This is a genomic window from Chryseobacterium aahli (genome assembly GCF_022699665.1).
In the GTDB taxonomy this organism is placed as follows: domain Bacteria; phylum Bacteroidota; class Bacteroidia; order Flavobacteriales; family Weeksellaceae; genus Chryseobacterium; species Chryseobacterium aahli.
This window is the reverse complement of record NZ_JALDNB010000014.1, coordinates 141,910-165,382: the sequence shown is the minus strand read 5'-3', so window position 1 is coordinate 165,382 and position 23,473 is coordinate 141,910. Positions and strand designations below refer to the sequence as shown.

The 23,473-nt window shown below is 34.2% G+C and carries 18 protein-coding genes; 1 reads left to right on the top strand and 17 read right to left on the bottom strand.

The window, feature by feature from the left end:
• A partial coding sequence (locus MQX03_RS18680) for a hypothetical protein (RefSeq protein WP_242804891.1) occupies positions 1-181 on the top strand: 181 nt, incomplete at its 5' end.
• A 531-nt stretch (positions 182-712) separates the two neighbouring features.
• Here the strand turns inward: MQX03_RS18680 and MQX03_RS18675 are convergent.
• Genes MQX03_RS18675 through MQX03_RS18595 form a run of 17 tightly spaced genes read right to left on the bottom strand, consistent with a single transcriptional unit; the run spans position 713 to position 23,452 of the window.
• Positions 713-1,996, bottom strand: a complete 1,284-nt coding sequence (locus MQX03_RS18675; protein WP_242804889.1) for an ATP-binding protein — start codon at positions 1,994-1,996, stop codon at positions 713-715.
• A 42-nt stretch (positions 1,997-2,038) separates the two neighbouring features.
• The gene (locus tag MQX03_RS18670; RefSeq protein WP_242804887.1) at positions 2,039-3,682 is read right to left on the bottom strand and encodes an eCIS core domain-containing protein; all 1,644 of its coding nucleotides are present in this window, start codon (positions 3,680-3,682) and stop codon (positions 2,039-2,041) included.
• A gap of 9 nt (positions 3,683-3,691) precedes the next feature.
• Positions 3,692-5,092 carry an eCIS core domain-containing protein gene (locus MQX03_RS18665; protein ID WP_242804885.1) on the bottom strand — a complete coding sequence of 467 codons (1,401 nt, stop codon included), beginning with the start codon at positions 5,090-5,092 and terminating at the stop codon, positions 3,692-3,694.
• Positions 5,093-5,098: 6 nt separating this feature from the next.
• Positions 5,099-5,773 (bottom strand): chitosanase, encoded by a 675-nt coding sequence (locus tag MQX03_RS18660; protein ID WP_242804883.1) that lies wholly within the window; start codon positions 5,771-5,773, stop codon positions 5,099-5,101.
• Positions 5,774-5,786: 13 nt separating this feature from the next.
• The gene (locus MQX03_RS18655) at positions 5,787-7,211 is read right to left on the bottom strand and encodes a contractile injection system tape measure protein (RefSeq protein WP_242804881.1); all 1,425 of its coding nucleotides are present in this window, start codon (positions 7,209-7,211) and stop codon (positions 5,787-5,789) included.
• Between the two features lie 3 nt (positions 7,212-7,214).
• Entirely contained in the window at positions 7,215-7,763 is a 549-nt protein-coding gene (locus MQX03_RS18650; protein ID WP_242804879.1) for a hypothetical protein, read from the bottom strand.
• Positions 7,764-7,767: 4 nt separating this feature from the next.
• Complete coding sequence (locus tag MQX03_RS18645) at positions 7,768-10,764, bottom strand: hypothetical protein (protein ID WP_242804877.1); 2,997 nt, start codon at positions 10,762-10,764, stop codon at positions 7,768-7,770.
• A gap of 11 nt (positions 10,765-10,775) precedes the next feature.
• Positions 10,776-13,817, bottom strand: coding sequence for a hypothetical protein (locus tag MQX03_RS18640; RefSeq protein WP_242804875.1), 3,042 nt, complete (start codon positions 13,815-13,817; stop codon positions 10,776-10,778).
• A 2-nt stretch (positions 13,818-13,819) separates the two neighbouring features.
• Positions 13,820-17,131 (bottom strand): hypothetical protein, encoded by a 3,312-nt coding sequence (locus MQX03_RS18635; protein WP_242804872.1) that lies wholly within the window; start codon positions 17,129-17,131, stop codon positions 13,820-13,822.
• Between the two features lie 4 nt (positions 17,132-17,135).
• Positions 17,136-17,552, bottom strand: coding sequence for a GPW/gp25 family protein (locus MQX03_RS18630; RefSeq protein WP_242804870.1), 417 nt, complete (start codon positions 17,550-17,552; stop codon positions 17,136-17,138).
• Positions 17,553-17,564: 12 nt separating this feature from the next.
• Positions 17,565-17,855 carry a PAAR domain-containing protein gene (locus MQX03_RS18625; protein ID WP_242804868.1) on the bottom strand — a complete coding sequence of 97 codons (291 nt, stop codon included), beginning with the start codon at positions 17,853-17,855 and terminating at the stop codon, positions 17,565-17,567.
• Position 17,856: 1 nt separating this feature from the next.
• Positions 17,857-19,554, bottom strand: a complete 1,698-nt coding sequence (locus tag MQX03_RS18620; protein WP_242804866.1) for a phage baseplate assembly protein V — start codon at positions 19,552-19,554, stop codon at positions 17,857-17,859.
• A gap of 6 nt (positions 19,555-19,560) precedes the next feature.
• Positions 19,561-20,331, bottom strand: coding sequence for a CIS tube protein (locus MQX03_RS18615; RefSeq protein ID WP_242804864.1), 771 nt, complete (start codon positions 20,329-20,331; stop codon positions 19,561-19,563).
• Positions 20,328-20,501 carry a DUF5908 family protein gene (locus MQX03_RS18610; RefSeq protein ID WP_242804862.1) on the bottom strand — a complete coding sequence of 58 codons (174 nt, stop codon included), beginning with the start codon at positions 20,499-20,501 and terminating at the stop codon, positions 20,328-20,330. The genes MQX03_RS18615 and MQX03_RS18610 overlap by 4 nt, the downstream gene beginning before the upstream one ends.
• Positions 20,502-20,512: 11 nt before the next feature.
• Positions 20,513-20,971, bottom strand: a complete 459-nt coding sequence (locus MQX03_RS18605; protein ID WP_242804860.1) for a phage tail protein — start codon at positions 20,969-20,971, stop codon at positions 20,513-20,515.
• A 12-nt stretch (positions 20,972-20,983) separates the two neighbouring features.
• A complete protein-coding gene (locus MQX03_RS18600) occupies positions 20,984-21,421 on the bottom strand; it encodes a phage tail protein (protein WP_242804858.1) in 438 nt (145 codons plus the stop codon).
• A gap of 24 nt (positions 21,422-21,445) precedes the next feature.
• Positions 21,446-23,452: a phage tail sheath C-terminal domain-containing protein gene (locus tag MQX03_RS18595; RefSeq protein ID WP_242804856.1), complete on the bottom strand. Its 2,007-nt coding sequence runs from the start codon at positions 23,450-23,452 to the stop codon at positions 21,446-21,448.
• Positions 23,453-23,473 lie beyond the last annotated feature (21 nt).

Below are 23,473 nucleotides of genomic sequence, written 5' to 3'. Positions count from 1 at the left end.
GGATGGGGGGCGGGGTTTTGTGTTGGGAAGAGTTGATGTGTCGAGGGAGCGGAGCGGTCGGGAGGGGGTTGAAAGGTGGTGTGAATGTTTGAAAAAGACATGGGTTGAGCAGCAGGGAGGGATTATGGAATTTATATATCTACTAAAGTATAAGGTTTTTGATGGGGCTTCATTGTTGTAATGTCATGTTGCGCTCCTACGGAGCTCATGCTCTTTATTGTAAATTACACTACAAACAGGGTGCTCCTACGGAGTTCTGCTTTATCCGCTATACTTTATACTACAAACATCACGCTCCTACGGAGCCTAAGATTTAATGTTTGAACGTGATGCTATAAACATAGAGCTCCTAATGGAGCTTATGAGTGATTCGGGATTTTTTTTAATTTGTTTCTTTAAGAGTATACAATTTTTTAAATTTTGGAAGAATAAGTCTTACAGGATACAAAAACATTCTTCATTTAGAAATGTAAGTTTTACTTTGACAAGTTTTGATATAAGGACAGCCATCCTAGCCCCGATAAGAGCGGCATCCTTTTTCTGAAATGGCTTTGAAAAAAAAGCGCTGGAGAAAAAGATACAGCGGTGAGCGGGATTAAGCTACTCAAGATAAAACTCTTCCTTATATAATAAAGAAAGATAGTTGTACTATAATATAATACTAATCAGCTTTTATCAATTTAAAAATATCTGTCCACTGAAGAATACAATATTATATATGATTAAATGTTTTTTCTTCTTTCTGATATTCAGTTTCTATACCTTTTAATAGGAAAGCATTTTTGAGAACCGAATCTTTTTCTTCAATTGCCTGTAGGCAAGCGTAAGTAATGACGGAAACAATTTGAGCTCCGGTTAAATCATAATTTATAGCAATTTTACGTAAAATATCAGAATCTTCTAAAGTTATATTTGCCGGAATCATTTTTTGCCATAATAGAAATCTGTCGTCAGCATCAGGTTTACTATAACTGACTAAGCAATTGAATCGTCTGAGAAAAGCATCATCAATATTATTTTTAAAATTTGTAGTAAGAATAATTAATCCATTGAAATTTTCTACCCTTTGAAGCAAATAACTCACTTCCTGATTCGCATAACGATCATTTGAAGATTTGGTTTGGGTACGTTTTCCAAAAAGTGCATCTGCTTCGTCGAAAATCAATATCCAATTTTTGTTTTCTGCATGAGTAAAGATTTTTTCAAGATTTTTTTCTGTTTCTCCGATATATTTAGAAACAACCTGTGACAAATCGACACGATACACTTCGCGTTGAAATTCTTTCCCTAATAAATTCGCTGTCAATGTTTTCCCCGTTCCTGAAGGACCATAAAATAATGCTCTGTATCCCGGAAGAAGATGTTTACCGATTCCCCAGTTTTCCCGCAATGTCTGATGATGCTTTACCCAAAGTCTCATTTGATGAATTTGGTTCTGAACGGTAGCATTTACCACCAAATCCTGCCATTCTAATTGGGTAGAAACTTCTTTAGCCGGAAAATCAGGACTAAATTTTGGCTTTAGCTTTTCTCCGTATAACAATAAATGTACGATTTCAGGTTTTAAAATAAGCCTTCCGCTCATTAAAGGTTCGCCTTCTTTTACAGAATCTATGGTAATTATCTGTTCTTTGAAAAACCAATGGGATGTTTCGAAGAATTTCTGAATTTTTAAACGCTGTTCAATATTTTCTTTTGCTAAAATATATTGTGCAGTTTCGCCTGTTGGTAACATTCCTCTATGATTTTCTAAACGAATGCCTCCCAATTCGGGAAATTCTCCTCCTTCTGGGTGTACTTCTCTAATTATATCATCGAAAAAATTTGGCAATACATGAGGAACTAATGCTAATAATAAAATCACAGCTTCTTCATGTGTTGTTTCTCTTTGCAAGATTTCTGAAAAAGTATTTTGGAAATTGTGGGTTTCTTGTACTTCTTCGGTTTGAGGAGTAAGAGAATTTATAATGAAAGATTTTATGTTTTGGAAAAGCATAATTGATTTGCTATTGTATTTAAGGCATTCTTATTATTACAACTATTTTGTTGCTTTTATCAATTTAAAATGTTTTACAATCCCAGCTATATAAAGAGTTTTTATTTTAGGCCAATAATTTGTCTCCCAATAGTTGTTTATGATTTTTGCGACTTCTATTGGGTGATTTGGAGTGGCTTCCGCTAAATTTCTTTCATTATATTTCAATTTATCATTTGCTTGAGCATAACATCTATAAAAATATTTACGGAGATTTTTAAATTGATAGCTTGTTAATTTTGCAACATCAATAACCGTAGAATCAAACCCATCAGTTGTCAATTGCTTTATAACTTCCTGTCTTATTAAATATTCATCATACGACGTAAAAACATGTTCACTTACATAAGATAATCCTTCTGTACCTTTTGCATCTGATTTAAAATACCGGAGAGCAAAATTGGTTGTCACATGTCCAACAGTTGTATGCCCCCAAACCTTACCTGATGTTATTTTTTGATCAAATAGTTCATCTCTAACACCCGCAGCCATTGAATCTTTTCCGCCTGCGTCCATAGTACCTTTATCCCAATCATCATGAGTCGCAGAAGGAGAATTAGCTACGCTACAAGCATATATAATAATATTAACATCATTTTTAAGTGATCCTGCAATATTTTTTACTAATTTTTTTCCTTCATTACCTGATATAGGAGTGATACTGCACCACCCTTCTGTGCCATGTGCAAAAAAAGCTAACGTCTTAATTTTATATTGATCTCCTGATGTTACTCCACTAAGTTTATTTGCTTTATCAACGCAGGTTTTTGCGATAGTAGAAATTGCGTTTATAGTTTTCCCACTATCATTTTCATCAGAAATTGCTTTTCCGAAAACAAGATTAGTTAGTTTAATGGACGGTTTTACTCCTTCAAACCCGATAGCATTTTCTACCAATGCCCAATCATTTGACTTACGTTTCATTTCTCCTTCATTATGATCATAAATGCCAATTTTTAATCCATCTGGAGCAGAAGTAATAATTTTTTTTCCCATTTCGGTTTCGGGATCAAGGGTGTTTTTATCATCATCTTTTTGCATTATTAAATTACGTTGTTGCAAAGTATGCGTTAATTCATGAGCCAATAAATGTTTTCCCGAATCAGAGGTTGGATTGTATTTTCCTTCATTAAAATAAATATCATTTCCAACAGCAAAAGCCTGCGCATTAAGCTCCCGGCTCATTTGTACAGCTTCATTTCCCGTATGTATTTTCACGTTTGAAAAATCAGTTCCAAAGCGATTTTCCATGAAGTTCTTAGTTCCGTCATCCATAATATTGCCGTTTCCTCTGCTTGAATTAATCTTACTTTCTATATGGCTTGGAGCATTAGATTCTCCTGCATTTTCTAATGAGGAACGCTGAATTAACGGAGTTATGCTTTCTGATAAAGGTTTCATCTGAAGTTTTTCATCCTGTTCACAAGCTGCACATTTTCTTTGTACCAAAGACCCTGTATGTGTAACTACTTGTGGGGATGGTTCGGACATTTTCATTACTTTGTCTGCCACTCTATCTGCTTCTACCTCGTAGGAATCGTTGGCAGAACCAACGCTTAATTTTTTTTGAATGATGGGTTTGAAAAAAGGAGTATTATTCTTTTTTGATGATATTTTTTGCTCTTTTTGTAATATTATAGTTTCCATTATTTTAATTTATCTAAATAATGAATTAATCCATCCTATTACTCCACCACCGCCAGAAGATTGCGTTGTTGGAGAAGGAGAAGGAGAAGGACTGGTAGAAGATGGTAGTGTTGCGGTAACAGTTGCATCAGCCATTGAAACTACATTTGTATTATTCCAAACAGGAGTATTTATCTTAAAATGCCTAGCTCTACCTGCATTTTCGAGACAGCATAAATCATTATCTGTTGCACCTGGAACACCAATTCCTTTACCTGGATCCCAGTTATAACAATCGAAAGCTTGAACACTCCAATTTGTAAAATGAAGGGTAAACCTGTCTCCTCCTAACGCTACTGCACTAACTGTTACTTTAGAACATATAGTGTATCCTCCTACTGCGATACCCAAATCTGTTCTGTTAAAAATACTAAAAGCATTTGCTGTATTTGTAAATACCATATCTACAGTACCTCCTGGAGTTAGCCTGCCGTCTCCTAAGCGTCTTGTTGCACCGTCAATAAATCTCTGGCGATGCCTATTTAATGCCGTATTTGTTTCTGGTTCTGAAATGAAAATTGCACTACCCATAGTTAATTCAGTACCAGTCCCATCTAAAAAATGGTTTAGATTAACTGCCGCTTGTGGATAAGCTGCTGCTTGTGCTACTGCTCCTGCTATTGCATTGCTATATAACGTATTCATTGCATTAGTATCTGGATAATTGGAAGAACAATATCCTGCCACACTTTGACATGTATTTGCTGCACCATTACACTCCCTTTCTATATGAGCCGTATCGCAGTCTAATTTTTGCACCTTCCTCCCTACACCTCCATTTTGTTGCACCGTATGCGTTAACTCATGCGCTAATAAATGTTTTCCTGAATTAGAATTGGGACTATACTTTCCTTCATTAAAATAAATGTCATTTCCAACAGCAAAAGCCTGTGCGTTAAGTTCTCTGCTCATTTGTACGGCTTCACTTCCTATATGGATTTTCACATTTGAAAAATCAGTTCCGAAACGGTTTTCCATGAAGTTTTTGGTTCCGCTGTCCATGCTGCTTCCGCTTCCTTTGCTGGAGTTTATTTGGTTTTCTACATGATTTGGAGCGTGAGATTCTCCACCGTTTTCTGGTGATGAACGCTGAATTAATGGAGAAATTGTTTCCGCCAAAGGTTTCATTTGAAGTTTTTCTTCCTGCTCACAATGGGCACATTTTCTTTGAATTAATGCTCCGCTGTGAGTAATGGGTGAAGCAGGCTCAGGCATTTTCATCACTTTATCTGCAACACGGTCTGCTTCTAATTCATAAGCATCATTGGCAGAACCTACACTCAATTTCTTTTGAATGACAGGCTTGAAGAAACTTGAATTATTTTTTTTAGGCTGTATTTTTTGCTCTTTTTGAGCTTTTAATGTTTCCATGATGTGCTAATTTATTTTTATACCATTAGCTATGATCTCTTTGGATAAATCCCAATTATTATTCGTAATCTGATTTTTAAAACATTCTGTTCTATAAATTGTATTTCGCAATATTTTTCTGGAATGGTTGGCCAGCCAGAGATGTCTAGTATTGACATACTGTGTAATCCATTTTTTTTCATCGCCTCCGTTTACAGGTATTTTTTCAGCAAATCTTTCTCTTAAAAAAGAAGGAACACCTCCGGAATGTATAAAACTGTCATAGATTACCAACAGACTCAGAGCAGTGGTAAATCGATTGCTTTGAAAAAACTGGAAAGCCGGTTTGTAATACAAAATGTCAAAAAAATCATCCTGACAGGTTCTCATAATAATGTCTTCACGAGCCGATCTTCTGAGTAAATTTTTGAAAGCCGTATTATCTACCAGACTTTCTTGTCCTATTTTATTTACAAATACTTTCAGTTGTGTAGCAAAAATTCCGTTTCTGGTAATGTACATTTGTATGAGAGCCTTTAGATTGCCTTGTTCTGTAGTCTGGCTTCTTCCATATGTAATTTGTCGGCTTCCGTTTTTACCGTCGGCATAGATTACCAACGTATCATATTTTCCGTCTTTACTTCCTGTTTCAAAAACATTAATAACTTGTAATATTTTTGTTTTCTGTTTATTTGTTATCATGATAATTAGTTTTTTAGTTCCAATAACAATGTAAAAAATTGTTCATCCAAGGTGTTTGTACTAAGCCTATTCCCCAAGGCAAACTGGCTAATAAGACATCTACTCCCTTTTCCTCTACCCAAAGTTCCGAAGGATGAGTTTCTGAAAGTGATAATTTTCCCGCTCTTTGTAAAAAAGTTTCCCTGAGAGCTTCTACTGATGAATTTTTCATGACCGACCAATATTCTAAAACGACTAAGAGCAGATCATTACAGATTTCTTTTTCTTCTTTGCTGATTTTTTGCTTGGTATTGATCACACTTTCAATCGGAAAGCCGCATATAAGTTTATTTAAAATCAATTCATTTTCAAAAAATACTTCCTGACCTGTGACTAAATATTGAGTCAACAATACAGCTTTGTGCTGACTTTCTTTATCAATCCAAACTTCATTATTACATAAATTTAGTTTTTGAAAAAGATTTAAAAGAAACGGGTGCAGAATGACAAGACCTGCATTGTCAATGTAAAGTGATGAAATTTGCAATTCTGAAGTATTTGTTTTTAAATTTTCATGAATATTTTTATCATTCACTTCATTAAAATTAACACTATTTTCCATTTCTCTTTCAGGGTTTTTCCCCTTTTTTATAGAAAGTTTTTTTTCCTCAACTTCATTGGAATTTTCTTGATTTAAAACATTTTTATCAGATTTAGAAAGCTTTCTTTTTGGATAATTTTCATTAAAATCATCTCGTTGGTTATCTCTACTTTGCAAATCTTTATTTTCAGGAAAAACATTCTGATTTTCTAACCAGTTTTTCAAATCTTCAATAGAATTAAATTTAATTTTAGAATTAAAAAAAGCTTTTACCAATTGAGAAATCGGTTGACTTAAGGTTGAAATTTTTAGGATTTCAGAATTTATTTGTTGTTTAAAAGATTCCTCGCAATTAAAATAAAATCTGATTAACGCAATTGTGCTTTCATTAAAAATAGTAATGATTTTTTCGATAAAAACTTCTGTAATTTCTATTGCTTCATTTATTTCATCTATATTTTTCGAGTATGAATTTTCTGCAATAATTCCTGTTTTTAAATATTCAAAAAATAACTTTTCTGCAAATTTTGCTTGTGATTCAAAACCGAAATCCTCTAATTTTTCTTTGTTTTTATTTAATTCTAAAACTGGAAAATGATCTTTCAAATACTCTTCAATTTTGAGCAATGTCTGATTTACAAACTCTTTTTTCCAGTCTTTTTGAGAAATTTCCGGTAAATCAATCAACAGATTTTCAATTTCCCATTGGTAATTTTCTATTGAATATTGATCTAAAATGAGTTCCAATTTCGTATAAAAATCTTTCTCCAAAACATCAGACAATGTATTTTGTATCTCTTTTCCCAAAAGCTGAGAAGAGCAATGAACATCGACAATATGTTGCTGGAGAAGATGCATGGTTTATTTTTTATCAAAATTAAACGGTGGACAATGGAACTGAATAGATGTAAAAATTTCATCATCTACTCTTATTGTATCATTTGTTATTCCTCCTTCTTTTTTCAACATTACCCTTAAAGCATTATCTCTAAGCTGAAGACTCATAATCCAGACTCTTGGTACTTTTTTTCCAAAATCTGTTACAGCGACAACAAAAGACATTAATGCATTGTCATATTGCTGAAAAAAACTATTCAACGTTTCGGAAATTTTAGGATCTATTCTAAATATAAAACTTGTAACATTTGCTTCTCTAATAACTAGTCTGAAAGTAAAGTTTACAGAAGTCTTTTCAATACCACGAAATGAATACCATAAATTTCCCGTGTCTTTTTCAGATAAAAGAGCACCTTCTTCCCAGAATTCAAATAGTGGTAACTGCACGTTGACATCCGTATTCTCTGTATAATCTAATAAGTCAGTGAGTACATCACGCATTTCTGCCGCGGAATTGTTTCCTCCGTCACTAATTTCATTTATTTTTTTCTCTATTACATCTCTTGTTGCCATGATATTAAGGTTTTATTGGGTTATTATTTTGAGCATCAAAGTCATTTCCATCAAAATCAGGATTATTAAAATCTCCGACTCTCACGATGATTTTCTGTGTATTTTGACAGATTCCAGCTAACTGTTTTATATTTACAGTAAATGATTTCACTTTTTCATTGAATGGGAAAGCATGTCTGATTGATTTTTTATCAGTGATGATTTTTTCAGATTTATCTCCAAAATCAATTTCATATTCACTTTTATCTTCCTGATTAGAATTGATAAATTCAAAGGCAGTAATATCTCTGGAATTTCTCACAGCGCTCCAATTAGAAATTTCTTTCGGTTCGGAAGTTTCAAATTCTAAAGTATTGCTCAATTCGCCTTCACTTTCATATTGTAAAGTATATTTTCCAGCTTTTTTAACGGATGCGTGATTTGGTTTTAAGAAATATTTATCACTTTTCTGAACGATTGCATCTTTCGCCGTTCCCGAAAAAGTTCCGCCGGATTTTCCTTTTATAACGACTTCATATTCTTTATCATCGGTATTGCAATATTGTAAAGTTTTCAGTGCAATAGACAAAGGTTCGGCTTTTTCTATTTTGATTTCAATTGTATTTCCTTCGCCACAACATAAATAAGGAAGGAAAAAATCTGCGATAACTAATTGCTGATTAGGAATATCGGTCACTGTACTCACCTGAAATTGCATAGCCTGAGAAAGATTTCCCAACAAATAAGATTTCATTTCTTTGGTATACGTCGGAGACATATTAAAATCTGCTAGTTTCAGGATGTTTGCTTTGATGTTTTCTGTTTCCTGTTTGCATTTATCAAGTTCTTCGATCGGCGGAGTGATAATTTGTGTTGTATAATCTTTAAAATTTATACTTGCTTCAATATCCTGTTTTACGCTTACCGGAACCTGAGTAAAATTATTCTGATAATTCGTAAGTAAAGTCAAGATTTGAGTGTAAGGTAAAAGTGGTTTTACGGCTTTAAAAATCGTAGAATCTACATACACTAAAATAAATGTTCCGCCTTTGGTAACGCCCGCTTTATGCTCTATTCCGGGATGTTTTTGGATAAAAGTCGAAAAGAAAATATCTTTGTAAATCTTCTGCCAACGAATCTGAGTTTCCTCATAAATTACCGCAAACGGATCTTCCAAAAAGAGTTCATTAATATCATCAAATCTGTCTATCAAATCTTCGGCAGTCGTTGACAACTGAGGTTTTGTAAACTGAATACACCATCTGTGAATCAGAAAAGTTTGATTTAATTGTTTGAAAACCTGATTGAAACTAACGAAATTCGGAAGAAACTCTTTCAAATCATTCGGCAATAAGTTTTTGATTTGGCTTAGAATATTTTTTAAATTATCAATACTTTCCGCTGCTAATAAATTTTGCTTAACGATCTCTGCTTTATTATTTGTAATCCAGTTCACTACAAATTCAGTGATGTTGTATAATCTTTTTCTTGCTAAATCGTAATCGGTTTCCAAATCGTCCCATCTTCCTTCAAATTTTGAGATATCCAGTACTTTTCCTACAAAATTGGTTGCATTCAGAGCGGTGATTTTAAACGGAAGATTGTAACTGTTTTTTATAATATTCAGCTCTTCAACCACATCTGTGTATTTTTTGCCTAAATGCCCTTCAATATTAAAGAAATTAAACTTTTCAATATCATACAGCAAAGGTTTTTTCACCACATCTAAATTTGTATAATTGGCTGTTTCTGAATGATAAGAAAGGATTTCGTTATTTTTATTTTTTCCTGTTTTTTTAGGATTCCATTTTCTGTTCAATTCTAAAATCTGATCATAATAATAAGGAATCGATTTTTTAGAAAGCGGAACATCTCCGTAAACAGAAGGTGTTACTTTGATGCCATTATTCTGCACTTTCCAGAATTTAATCAGATGAACCAGTCTTTCAAACAACAAAGACAGTTCATTTCTTTTCTGATTGTTTTTTAACGAACTATTTTGAGTGGAGAAAAACGGAGTTCTGTAATTAATATCATTGTCATCCACTTTTCCTAAAACGACGTGAAAAGGGAACATCGTTTCATCAACACAGCACAAAGAAGGATTTCGCTCATTAAATTCTATAATTTCGTTGTAAGCGGAAGAAATATCCGACATCCAATCCCATAAATATTGTACATTAATACTGTTTTTATTGGCATTAATCACTGTTTCAAGAGCTATTTTCGGATTATTCAATACATTAAAATCAACAGTATTGCTGATAATCGATTTATAACTTTTGTAAGCCAGACTTATTTTCTCTGAAACATTACTGATAACAGAATCCGACAAATTCTTTTTAAATTCATTTAAAACATCAGAACCTGTTATCAATTGATTATGAGGAACATTATATCTCGGTAACGAAATTTTTTCAAAATTCACCACTTTCGGATATTCCGGAAACAGATAAGAATTTAACTGATTTACGGAAATCAATAACGGTCTTATTTTAAACTCAATTCTTTTCCCTTTATCATCGCAATTGGTTGTTACACAGTTTTTTTCGTCAATTAACGAAGTTTCCAACAGCAGAATGACGATTTTATCTTTGAAAAAATTATTCGGGATCGCAATTCGGTCAACTTCCAGCGTATTGGTCGTTAAAAGCTCAATGGAATTTTTTAACGGCTCATATTTTTTGGAGTGAGGTAAAGTAAGGTCAAGATATTCGCCATCGATAAATTTCGGAGCGAGAAAATCAGCAGATAATTCGATCTGATGATAATAACTGAACGTTTTTTCTTCCCAATTGATCTGATAACCCAAAGAAGTAATGGCCGTTCCACAGCTTATGGTAATCTGGTTCGGCTGCGGATGAGAAATTTCCAAACCACAGACAATACCAATGCCGATGCCTCCGACACGGGTAAGCCGATCTTGCTCTTCAAGGTAACTTATAGCGCGGTTCAGATGTTTCTGACTTAAAACCTGATCGGCTTCAAAAACAGGATATTTGGATGGATTTTGAGTTTTCATGGTTGTAAATTTTAAAGAGTTCCTAATGAGGTGTTACCTAGTACAATCGGATTGGTGGTTTCGCTGAGCTGACAATCGTATAAATTTCCTTCAGGATAAATCGTGTTGAGTTCTTCGAGCCTTTTTATCAGTTCTTTATGATACTGACTAAAAGTTGTACAATCTTTTTTAATTAAAGTTTTACTGCAATATTTAAGTCTGAAATGTCTGTAGTTTTCCAGCCAGTTTTTATAAGCATTTTGGAAATTCATAATATCTTCATATCCTACCCAGCAAATTTTCAGTAAAACGTGAGCCGGAGCTTCCTGACGGAAAATCTGCTCTGCATATCTTCTGAAAGTAATATTTTTGAATCTTGATAAATATCCCGGTAAAACGATGGTTGCTTTAAAGGAATAAGGATCATTATTCGCTCCGTCTTTGCAGTCATCCTTGAGACAAACCGTTAACAAATCTTCTGTATCATTGTCAAAAGGTGGAAAAGGTCTGATTAAAATATGTTCCAGACAGTAGAAGTTTTCATACGCTTCATTTAATAATTGAATCAGTTGATACAAAAATTCTGAGGCTTCTTCATAGCTTTTGAAATTTTTATCTATTGTTGATATTTTTTTAGGATTTTCGCCTAAATAAATGAAAAACTTACTGCCTTGTTTATGAATGAAATACACACTTGGATTGAGTAAATTTTGCTGAGTCCATTTCCATTTTTCGCCCAAATCAATTAAAGGCTGCACAATTTTGCAGATAACAGATTGATTATTAATCTTTACAGGCAACGTCCATTGTGTCTGAACCTCATCTTCTGTTACAATATCTCTTAAACCGATATTGTTGATTCCCAATAATTTTGCGGTTCTTTTTTCGTAACCTCCTCTGTGATCTGTTTCCCAGAAATCCTGAAAATCAAACTTATTATTGTTGATTTTTGTGTTGAGATAATCTATTCCTAAACCTCTTTCCAAGCTTATTTCTGCATAATTTTTTAAAAATGCTTCTTTATCATGAATCAGATCATGAGGCTGAAAAGTCATCTCTCCCAAACCTCCGGAATCCTGACTTACTTTGTACATCATAAAGACATAATCGTTAAAACTTTCGCTGAAACGAGCCATCAGATGATCTAAAGCCCGATTTCGTCTGTCATTGAAAACAGATTGTGATTCCTCCAGAGAAACATCAAATTCTGATTCGCCGTTTAATAATGCATTTTTAAAGTCGTTTCTGTAAATTTCTTTTGAATAAAAGTCTTTTCCTGTTTTCGGGTTTTTATCCAGATAATTAGGGAAATAGGTATATTTTACAGGTTCAATATCAAGAATATTTTTAGCGTTATATAATTGACTGAAAAAATCTGCTAGCAACTGATCGTAAAAATGCAGATACGCTTTCAGTTGTTTCACCTGAGCTTTTCTTTTTTCGGAAGCTTTATCAGAAATTTCGTTAGCTCCTAATCCATAATTCACAGGAAATTCTTCCTGAACGCTGTAATATTCATCCAACTGATAAAATTGACCTTTCGGAACAGGCAAATCACTTTGAACTGAATATAATTTGTAATTTTTTATCTGAGCTTTAAGCTGCTGAACTTTCTGATCCACCAGCATTTGGCTATTTTCAGACAAAAGGAAAGGAATGTTTTTCTGAAACAGTAATATTTTTGATTTTTCAGCAGAAAACAAAGGTTTTTCTTCGCCGGATAAATGCAGACACCATTTTTGGTTCATACTTCCTGTGATCGGTTGTCCCAAAGAATTATAAGCCGTCATCAGAAGATTTTCAACAGAAACAATTCCTTTAATTTCCATAATCGCAGCAATAATATCTGAAGCATGAATGCTATTTGGAAGCTGTGCTTTTTCAAGTTCTTCGTCATTCAGAAAACCGTGTTTTAGTTTTGGTCCTAAAAATATTTCTGTAGACCTTAAACCCTGCTCCAATAATTGTGAAAGAGTATAAAAACGAACCGGAGGATTCAGGATTTTTTCAATCGCCATTTGAATCTGCGCCATTGCTTCTACAGAATCGGTTTCAGGTGCTAATTCTACCTCGACGCAGAAACTTATTTCTACACTTTGGATGGTTTCCACACAAAGAAAATCTTCGGTAAGATTTCTGTTTTGATGCAATTTTTGCTGAACGGTTCTGAAAATCTTTTCAATTCTTATTTTTTTATTTTTTTCTTCTGTGCTTTTATCTTTTAATAATCTAATAATATCACAAATCGGTTTTTCTGTACTAAAATGATCTTTTACCTGTTGAAGTTCGTTCTTATCAGAAGGTTCAATGATAAATTTTAAAGTATCATTGATCTGAGTGGTTCTTTCAACAACAATAACCACTGTATTATCTTTTATCTCTACTTTTTTATTTTTTATTTTAGAAGGCTTATCCATTTTACTCAGAAGAAGGACTTTAGGATCGTTCCATGAAGAAAATTCAGGAATAATTTTCACTTTTACCCATCTTCCAAGAGTTAAGAATAGAAATTCTAGTTTTGTTGTAGAATCTTCAACAAGATCTTCATCCAGTTCGATGATAATTTTATTCAACCCCCTTACAGAAAGCTTTTCTAATGATGTATTATTTTTATCTTTAGAATCAAAACTCAATTTATCTTCTAAAACATTGATGTATAATTTTTGTTCTGCGGGATGTGGTGTATTGTAATCAATTTTGGTGGGTGCTTTTTGGGTTGCTAAGTACCAAGCATTTGTAACGCCCTCAATATCAATTAAAATTTTTCTGTAATCCAGTTCTGTCAAAGCAGCATTCGTCATTATATCTCTTGCAGTGAAAAATGAACCGTTCAGGATTTGTCCGTTTGCGTTGGTCAAAAGATCTTTAGTCTCAAAATCTGTTCTGTATCCCAATTCTGTAATCACATAAGAAAGTGCTTCCAGGGTTGTAATTCCAGGATCGTGAGCATTGTAATCTGTCCAGAAAGTGTTTCCTAGTTTCTCGATATATTTTAAACCTTCTTTTCGCAAAAAATTATAATCCTGCGAAGGCTTCAATATTCTTTCTGACGGTATGTAATATTCGGGATTCATGGTTAACAGTTGTTTTTGAGTTCTTCAATTTCATGAGTATCATTAGGAATAAACAAAGTGTAATCTGTCTGCGGAACAATTTCCCTTACATCTGCCATTGTTTTTACGACTGTATTTTCTTCATCATCCAGAATAAGCTGATTGACTTTAAAATCAATAATATAATCTACAAAAGACTGATTATCGATCAACTGAATCAATGACGACAATTCTATTTTCTTTGCAAAATCAATATCAAGATCGCTGTAAGCCCACGGACTGATATATCGGTTGATCGTTTCTTTTAAAAAATCTGCATACAAACGAGTATCTGCACCGGGAATTTCTCTGTATTTTACTTTACAGGTGATCTGTATTTTCTCTAAAACAGGAGGTTTTATACATAAACGAACATGCGGAGAACACAATCCCATGATTCTGTTTTTGATGCGTTGTAAAGTACTTAAGCTTAACAATGGTTTCCATTCCCGAACAGTGGATGAACTGAGCGATTTTGCAACCGGAATCAGCGTTACATATCCCGCAGAAACATTCGAAACACTTCCCGAATCGTATCGGTAATGGTTTAAACATTTTACTCTGTATACTTCCGGAAATTCCTGTAAAATCAGTCTTTCATAATCCCACGAAGTGATCGCTCTTTGTTTGTGTCTCAGTCTTTCGCTGCTTCGTTGGTACAATTGCGTATCTTCTTCCAGTTTTCTTCCTCCAAAAGAAGGATACGGCTGTTTTACTTTTTTAACAAAAGAATTAGGTTGATATAGTTTTGAAACGGTTTCTTTTGGCGTAACCTCCAGAAAACCGTTTCCGTTATTTTCAAAATCAAATAAAACGGCTTTTAAAGCCTGTTCGTGAATGCCTACAAAATAGCAGATTCTGTCTAGTTCATCCACTGAAATTCTTAACCAGAAAAGATTTTTAGGTAATACAACAGTTTGCCTATTATCAAATTCGGGAACGGTTACATTGATGATTCCGGATTGCAATAAACCAAGCGTTTCATCTCCTATATCGTGTGAATCTATTGATGTCCATTGATTTCCGGATAAATATTCCCATGAAATCTTTGCCGGCTCTTTTCTCGGATTCGCTGTTCCTTCTGCCATTTGAAAAAGGATACTTAATCCGTTTCCGGGTTGTGCATTTTCAAATCCGATATAAATTTCTCCTTTTTGTGGTAAATCGGGAATTAATGATAAAGAAGATTTCGGACTTAATTTTTCATATCCAAAAGGCAAAAGATGGTAATATTCCAAAACATTAAGAGTATCATCTGAAGCATTGAAATTATATTTTTGAGTGACAGAATAATCCATCACCAAAGACTGAATAACTGGAATTTTCGGCAAAACCGGAGACTCTAATTTCGCTGCTTTTATATAATCCTGCAAAAATTTTTCACCTTCATATTTAGGATCTTCCAACTGAATTCTGATATATCCGGAAACAGTTTCCTTGTTAGGAATTTCGTCTTCCAAATATTCTTTTACAGGATTATTGTTGGTGTAAACAGAATCAAAAATTTTATTTCCTTCATTACTAAATTTTCCATTCTTCATTTCAAATAACAAAGAATTGTCTAAAAGATCACGATGAGAATAAGCTGAAACATTGATTCCCTGAATATTCAGATTTTGAAATAACGAAGCTGTATTTATGTCTGTAAATGATGGAATTGCTGAAACTTTATTAGAAATTTGAGCGCTGTTCGATGTTATATTTGAATTTACCAAGCTTGAATTTACCGTACCTGTAAACAAAGAAGACGACAGCGCATCCGATTCGATTGAAAATTTTGCGGTTGCCCCTTTTTTCAGAAAAAATTCGTTGCATCCGATGATAAATCCGTTTCCGTTTTTAGGAAAATCTCCGAAAGGTTTGAAAGGTTTATTGATGTCTACAACTCCAGTATCTGTTGCAACAATCAGGTTTTTCAGTCCGTTTACAGTGATTCCGATTTCGAGAGTTTTACAGTCAATTTTTTCTGTATTGTTTTTAGGAATTATTTTAAGAACAGGATGTATTGTTGCAATAATTTCTCCCGTATGAATTTCTTTATTAAACGGAACAATCGCTTTTTCAGAAGCTGGAATGGTAAGTTTAATATATTTATCCTGAGTTAATTCTTTATTTTCCTCAGTAATTTCTACCCATTTTTTTTCTCCTGTAATCCAAAAATCAAATGCATTCGGATCTAAAATCTGAGGATCAAATTTCAATGTAATGGTTCTTGTTCCGCCTTTCATGTAAAATAACGGACTTGCCAAAAGCAGACCTGTTTCCGTATTTTCTGAGAAAGATGGGAATGCGAAAAAAGGGGTATTTGTAGCATTTAGAGGAAATAAATCTGTTTTTTTCCAGCTATTCCGATCAATGTGATGGCTTAGAAATGATTTAATTTTTACAGAATTAATCGCCTGATCTGAAGTAGAAGCGTAAAATTTATTTTTCCCCAACGAATTTTTCCCTGCTGAGAAAATAGTGTTTTTTGGTAACAGAAATGAATGTTTGTTGGCAGCAGGCTCTATCAATACATGAACAAAATCCGGTTGCGCTTTTTGAGGAAGCAATTGTAAAATATCTTTGTAATAAAAATCGAGATGTCTTTTGGTAAATTCATTCAGGTGATTTTTTGCGATACCCAAAAGCTTTAAAAAAGCCAGAAACAAAGCATAATGCGGAGTGTGAGAAGGATAGCTTTCTAACTGTTGTGTGAATGCTTTTTCGGTACTGTTTTTCCAATACAAAAGCAATCCGAAAAGATTCTGAATATTTTTATTAAATTGATAACTTTGTAATAAAGTTATGATTGAATCTTCGTGTGAAATCTTTGAAATAATTGCATTCAATTGATTTTCAATCGCTGTTTTAGAACTTAGCAAAAATTCCTTTATAGAGATGCTATTATCTAAACTCGCTACTTTATCTCTAAGTTTAATAAAATCATCTTGAATTTTTTCAAAGACTTCTTTTATGATTTTTTTCTGCTCTCCATTATCACTGGTTAATGCAATATATTTTTTATCATTTTCGTATTTTTTCTCGTAATCTTTGATATTCCATTTGAAGATCTGAGCTAAAATTGCTGTAGATTCCCAAGCAAAAAATGGCGACCAATCGCTTTGTGCATTATGAGAATCTGATTCATTAAAATGGTTTAAGTATTGAGACATTTTCTGAGCCAATACAACATAATCTATCTCTTCTCTTTCGTCCAGGAGAAAATAAGAGGGTTGTAAGGCAGATAAAAACCTTGCATTTTGGGTTGTTCCCATTCCCTGGTGGATTGATATTTTTGAAGAACAATTTTCCATGATGTCAGATTTTAATATGAGTTCCTTCTTCTAAATAATACGGGAATACATAATTAAGCCTTGAGTTGGTTGCACGAATGGTGTATTCAATCTCAATTCTAATAATTCCCTGTGTATCATTGGTTTCTGAGCCAAAATAAATATCGTTTACATCTATTCTTGGTTCATACGTTAAAATGGCGTTTTCAATAATGCCTTTAATTTTTGTGAGGAGCGTTACGGTTACACTTTCAAACAGAAGCGGTGTGAGATCACAGCCGAAGTCGGAACGCATGATTCTTTCCGTAAGTTGTGTACTCAGTAAAATCTGCAGACTTTCCTGAATATCTTTCTCACCGGAAACCGTTTCAACCGTTCTTGTAACCGTATTGAAAGTCGGAGGAAATCCCCATCCTTTTCCTAAAAAGTCATCTGTTTTCATAATTTTTAGTTTTTACCCTCCAATGATCACTGTCGGACAACCTAAAACGATCGTTCCTCCATGTGCTGTAGAATCTCCCATTCTTGCGGCGGGAGTTCCGCCAATGAGTACCGTCGCTGAACCTTTTACAATCGCATCTGGCGGTCCTGTACAAACACAACTGTCTCCTACTACCGAAGCCGGCATTCCGCCGATTAATACGGTAGAATTTCCTCCAGGTAAAATAGGGCCACCTACATGGGGTACTGTTCCTGTAACTATCGGACAAACGTGCATATCGCTAGTTCTTGCTGCTGCAGGCATATTAATTGAGTTTTATGATTGATCCTTTTACATCCATTGTTGCAGACGCCGTAAGCGCCGCTTTTGCTGAATCCATTTTGAAATCCATTTTGGCTTTAAGAATAAGATCTTTGCTGCTGTCTAATGTGATTCCGTCTGCATTCATCAATATTTTATTTCCATTTTCGTCTTCGAGTACAAAGCCTTTTTCATCATCACTTATCAAAAGTTTATTTCCTTTCTTTGTACTGAGCTCAATAGATTTTTTCTCGTCGTCTAGCTGTATTTTTGTACCTTCTTTGGTTACAAAAGCTTTCGTATAATTTTCTTTTTCAATAGGAAACGGCATCGCATTTTGTGAACTGTAAAGACTTCCCAAAATAATTGGCGTATCGGGATTATTTCCCAGACATCCTACAATCACCTCATCATTTACATTGGGAATAAAAAAGCTTCCCATCTCGTTTCCTGAAAATACATTGGCTAATCTTGCCCAGACCCCTTCTCCGCTTTCAGAAAGTGTAGGTATTCTTACTTTTATTCTGAATTGATTATCAGGATCTTCTTCGATTTGAGTCACAACACCAATCTGTAATCCGCTCACCGAATTGGTTTGTCCGGTTTGCGCCTGTTGAGCAGGAATGGAGGGCGAATTAGCTTCAGTAAAAGATTGTTCTGTTTCTACACCCAAGGTATACTCGGTTTTCCAGCAGGCATTTTCGAAGATGTGATATTCTTTGCTGATTAATAATTTCTTTTTATCAATTTCCTTATTGACTTTATTACAGCTCAAAAAATCTCCTGCTTTCGCTTCCAGATTCCCGAAGGTTGAAAGTTCCCCTTGAATGACAGCGTGGTTACTTCTTTTAAGAAATGTCTTTGCAATTCTTGTCATTGTGGAAGTTAAAAGACGGCTTTCGTTAAGCGTCAATGTTTTTATATTTTTTTCAGCTTCTTGTTCGGCTTCTATTTTTTCCATCGACTGAGAAGATGGATTCCAATATTCGATTGAAGCTTTGCTTAATTTTTTTGATTCGTCTTCTCTGCCTGAAAATGCGAATACATTGATTCCGTTTTCTGCTGTATATTTTTCTTCCGGAACGGCTTCTAAAATATCCAAAGTATTGAATTCTCCGTTTCTTACATTCACCATCATCCCGATTGAGTCTAAAAATCCGACCAGATAATCCCACGGAATTGTATGAAGATTGCGGGTGATGTATTCTTCTTCCCAGCTTTGTTCTTTTGGTTGTTCTTTTTTCGGTTGTTCTTTTGATTTGATATTATTGATAATATTAGCCTTGGTCAAAAATCCATCTAATTTTGCTTTGAATGTTTCGGTACTGTCATCAGATTCCTCAGATGGTGTCGTGAGTTTAAAAGCCTGATCTTTACATTCTATTTTTACAGTAGTACAGTTTTCGCTGATGCTTTTTTCAATTGATTTAATAAATCCTTTGAACAAAGTCTGAGGTTTTTTATTTACCGTTACTTTTACTTCTATTTCCTGCCCTTTCTTAAGCAAATCTGTTGGTAAATCTGCTTTTGCATCTACATCAGGATTTGAAGCAATAAAAGTAAATTTGGCAAAAGGTATTTTATTAAGCTCAAAAGTAACCTGTGCTTCTTTAAGTAAAGCATCGAGACCATTATCTTTTTCGTCTGTTAAAAATTCCAGCTTTAGAAGATCATCAGTCGATATATAAGGTTGAACAGGCATATCATTTTATTTAATAGGCGGAAACGAAATGTTTTGCCCGGTTTCTATTTTTCTGAAACTTAATAATTGATTGGTTTGAGCTACATCAATGTAATATGAAGGGTTTTCATAAATATTTTCTGCCATTAAAGCCAGCTTGTCATTCATATTAACCGTTCTGAGATGAGTTAAATCAGGAGACATTTTATTTTGTTTGGCTACCATCACATCATACGTCGCGGTACCTTTAAAAATACATTTTGCCTTTGCTCTAATCGGTCTTCCATCTTTCCTGAAAAGCATATACTCTATATCCATACTTTTTAGGCGACATTGCAACTTGTAACCTCCCCAAAGAATCTGTAAATAGGCAGTCTGATGGGTTTTCCCGTTATAGCCCATTACAAGATTTTTAAACTCTTCTACGTCTTTTTCCACCGTTTTAATTTCTGCAAAAGGATTTACGATTGCAGGCGATAAAGCATCAAGAACATCTCCTGCTTTATCTAGCAAAGACATTTCTCCTTTTCCGTCTTTTATTTTTCCCGGAGGCACAACTCCCGAACTGTCAAAAACAAAATCAAAAGTGACTTCTTCCCCTTCTATTCTGTTAAAACTTAAATTATTAGAAGAAGCTCCCATCGGCTGCCCATCACAAAACATTACATTATGTTTAAGACTGTATTTTTCGGGATTAAGCTGAACAAAAATGGTTTTTTTAGGAGTCTTTTTATAGTCGTTGGTTTCATATACTTCTATCCGCATTTTGTCTATAATCCCTAATGCTGCTTGTATCATCTTTCTTTTCTTTCTTTAAGTTTTTCCAATACTTCACGGGTACACTCTTTAATGAGCTGCGATTTTAGTTCCTGTATTTTTGAAGGATCTATTTGCTGAGAACGGGCAGAATTTACCGGCTCTTCTTCAATCTTTACTTTGATGTGTAATTCTTTAATCTGAATAGCCATTTTTTCAATTATTAAAAATTAGGAACTAGAAGTTCTTTAAAAAAGTTATATTTCAGCGTTATAGTTTCGATAACAATTTTATTCTGTTCGGCATCAAAATCACTGAATTCATAACTCAACGGAATGGCGTGTGATACATACCAGACTTTCAGAGGGTTTCCTTTTTCGTTTAATAAAGAAATAATCAGATTGGCAGGATAAAAAACAAAATCTTCCAACGCCTGACTGCACCACATCGACAAACCAGACATATCTGAAGTTAATCCTCTTTTCAGAACCAAATCCTGATATCCGGAACGTAAGGGCAAATTATGCTTGAATTTATTTTGCCCGCCTTCCGTGTAAGGTTCGGTTTCCATGGTAACTTTCAGTCCGTTAACGCTTTGAAATTTTGTATCGACACTAAATTGCGGCAATAGTTCAAAGATTACAGAAAAGTGAAAACCTGGGATGGGATTGCTGTCAGACATAATGTTTTAGATTTATACGTGTTCCATTGTAAATCCGTGATTGGCTATTTCTACCGTGTCTATAGCTGCTTCATTCGCATCAGATTTCATATCTGTACATTTTAAAGAAACTATAAAACAGTCTTTTACTTTCCAGACCACTTTTGGTTCGTGGTTTTCGTCTAATAAAGAGATGGTAATATTTCGACGTTCAACGGTATTTAATGCAACCGTATTGTACCATTCATAGAACTCATTATCTCCTGCAAAGACTCCTCTTTTGAGCGTAATATTGCTAAGTTTCAGCATTCCGGGCATTTTCTTTTTAAAGAATTCGGGACTTGATCCTACGCGATGTTCAATAACATCCATTTCTTTATTTAATCCGGAAACTTCTGTAAAAGCCATTTTGCTACCGCCCCATTCTACACTGAAGTGAAACTTTGGTAGTGGAAAATCTGTATTTGGCATGATGTATAGTTTTAGAGTTAATAATTAAGATTTTTGTTGCATTTGTTTGAATTCCAAAATGATAAATTCTGCGGGTCTTGAAGGAGCGTATCCTATTTTCACAATCATTTTACCATCCAGAATATCCTGTGCAGACATGGTTTGGTTTAATCCGACTGCTACAAAAAATGCGTGTTCTGGTTTTGCTCCTGCCAAAGCACCATCGTTCCAAAGAGTGGTAAGGTAGTTTTCTATCATCCCTTTTACATTTACCCATGTCTGTGCAACATTAGGCTCAAACACAAACTGCATACAGGCTTTTTTCACAGATTCTTCAATCATATTGGCTAATCGTCTTACATTAACGTATCGCCAATCGTTGCTGTTTCCTGCTAAAGTTCTTGCTCCCCAAACAAGAGTACCTCTTCCTGTAAATTTTCGGATTGCATTGATGGATTTTCCTGTTTCATGGATGTTCATTTCCTGTTGATCTTTATCGTTGAGATCGTCTGTTAAACCTACAATTCCGTTTACGCTTACATTAGCCGGAGCTTTCCAAACGCCTCTTGTAGCGTCTGTTTGTGCATAAATTCCTGCAATAGCTCCCGAAGGTGGAACAGTGTTCAGTTTTTGGGAAAGTTTGGAAATAACTGCTGGGTATATTGGAATATTGGAGGTTAAAGTGTTTTCAGTTTCCAATACATAATTTTCAATAGATTTTAAAACCAATTCCATAGATTGGATGATACCAGATTGAATTTTTTGTACTATTGACTGAACTAAAGCATAATCTGCCTCTTTATGTTGTGGTATCTCGTCTACAGGATCTGGTCCAACTACTTCATCTACTTTTGGGACATTTTTTATGATATGCAAATAAGGATTAGGATTATTTTCTGCCAAATCTCCAATATCTTCCCAAGGAGCTTTATAGGTAACGCTATTATAAATAGGAGGTAGAGCAACCACATCTTCGAGGGTTGGGTGTTCTGGATCCGAATTATCAACAAACTCTAAATCTGACTCTTCGTAAACTTTCTTTAAATCAAATAAATTCTGAACAGATTTTTTAAGATTAACGGATATTAAATTATTAATAAACGCTTCTTGATTGCCGTTTTTTATAGTGGTTGTATCTGCAAGTATTGCTAACAGATTCCAACATTTTACTATATTATCATTCAAGTTTATACGAGTGATAGGCAATGTAAGACTTTTATTAGCATAAAATGGATCTGGTTCATCGGGATTCCATTTATTTACAATTGTATCATAATCACTTTGTATACCTTCAGAATCTTCAATTAAGGAAACAATTGCAGCATCTCCTGAATAAATAGATTTAAAATTAACTTTCCCATCTGCTGTTCCATTAATATTTTTGAATCTGAATTTACTTGGGAAATTAGCTTGCAAATAAGGATAATAAGCTGCTCCGTATTTTAGGAATTGATTTCCAACAGCCGTTCTGAATTCTTCGCTATCGGAATCTAGATTTCCAGCATTGTTTTGATTTTCGGTTTGTTTTACATCCATAATGGTAAACCTATCCATAAGATCGTTACATTGCGCTAATGCCGCTTTTTGTACTTCGCTTAGATCCGCAGCAGATAAACTTACTGCATCTGGGAAAAGTAATAAAGTAGGCTCATCTTTTTTTTCTAATTCTTTTAAACCATCCGTAAACAATTTTTTTGTGATAGCTTCTCCGTACAAACCAACAGAAACGATGTAACTAATTCCGCCACCATTGGCATAAAAAAGTCGTAAACTATTGTAGAGTTTATAATCGCTTTCTGTAATCTTACATTCGTCGGTGGCTTGATTGTTTGCGTCTAGAACTACTGTCACGCTCTTGGGTTCTGCTGCTCCTCCAAAAACTTGTTCGTACTCCAGCATAGAGGTTATCTTGATGGGATTATTTTTCTTTGGATATTTTTCTGTAAATCCTACAAAAGCAGGTATGGCGGTTGCCACATTGGCAATGGATGGAGGAAATGCATCAATCTCGTTAATGTACACTCCAGGCGTTTTAATTGAGCTAATATTCATGATACAGTATTTATTGGTTTA

Bases quoted from the DNA above. Each gene is read 5' to 3' on its own strand.
- MQX03_RS18675 (WP_242804889.1), bottom strand. From the start codon at position 1,996: ATGCTTTTCCAAAACATAAAATCTTTCATTATAAATTCTCTTACTCCT.
- MQX03_RS18670 (WP_242804887.1), bottom strand. From the start codon at position 3,682: ATGGAAACTATAATATTACAAAAAGAGCAAAAAATATCATCAAAAAAG.
- MQX03_RS18665 (WP_242804885.1), bottom strand. From the start codon at position 5,092: ATGGAAACATTAAAAGCTCAAAAAGAGCAAAAAATACAGCCTAAAAAA.
- MQX03_RS18660 (WP_242804883.1), bottom strand. From the start codon at position 5,773: ATGATAACAAATAAACAGAAAACAAAAATATTACAAGTTATTAATGTT.
- MQX03_RS18655 (WP_242804881.1), bottom strand. From the start codon at position 7,211: ATGCATCTTCTCCAGCAACATATTGTCGATGTTCATTGCTCTTCTCAG.
- MQX03_RS18650 (WP_242804879.1), bottom strand. From the start codon at position 7,763: ATGGCAACAAGAGATGTAATAGAGAAAAAAATAAATGAAATTAGTGAC.
- MQX03_RS18645 (WP_242804877.1), bottom strand. From the start codon at position 10,764: ATGAAAACTCAAAATCCATCCAAATATCCTGTTTTTGAAGCCGATCAG.
- MQX03_RS18640 (WP_242804875.1), bottom strand. From the start codon at position 13,817: ATGAATCCCGAATATTACATACCGTCAGAAAGAATATTGAAGCCTTCG.
- MQX03_RS18635 (WP_242804872.1), bottom strand. From the start codon at position 17,131: ATGGAAAATTGTTCTTCAAAAATATCAATCCACCAGGGAATGGGAACA.
- MQX03_RS18630 (WP_242804870.1), bottom strand. From the start codon at position 17,552: ATGAAAACAGATGACTTTTTAGGAAAAGGATGGGGATTTCCTCCGACT.
- MQX03_RS18625 (WP_242804868.1), bottom strand. From the start codon at position 17,855: ATGCCTGCAGCAGCAAGAACTAGCGATATGCACGTTTGTCCGATAGTT.
- MQX03_RS18620 (WP_242804866.1), bottom strand. From the start codon at position 19,554: ATGCCTGTTCAACCTTATATATCGACTGATGATCTTCTAAAGCTGGAA.
- MQX03_RS18615 (WP_242804864.1), bottom strand. From the start codon at position 20,331: ATGATACAAGCAGCATTAGGGATTATAGACAAAATGCGGATAGAAGTA.
- MQX03_RS18610 (WP_242804862.1), bottom strand. From the start codon at position 20,501: ATGGCTATTCAGATTAAAGAATTACACATCAAAGTAAAGATTGAAGAA.
- MQX03_RS18605 (WP_242804860.1), bottom strand. From the start codon at position 20,971: ATGTCTGACAGCAATCCCATCCCAGGTTTTCACTTTTCTGTAATCTTT.
- MQX03_RS18600 (WP_242804858.1), bottom strand. From the start codon at position 21,421: ATGCCAAATACAGATTTTCCACTACCAAAGTTTCACTTCAGTGTAGAA.
- MQX03_RS18595 (WP_242804856.1), bottom strand. From the start codon at position 23,452: ATGAATATTAGCTCAATTAAAACGCCTGGAGTGTACATTAACGAGATT.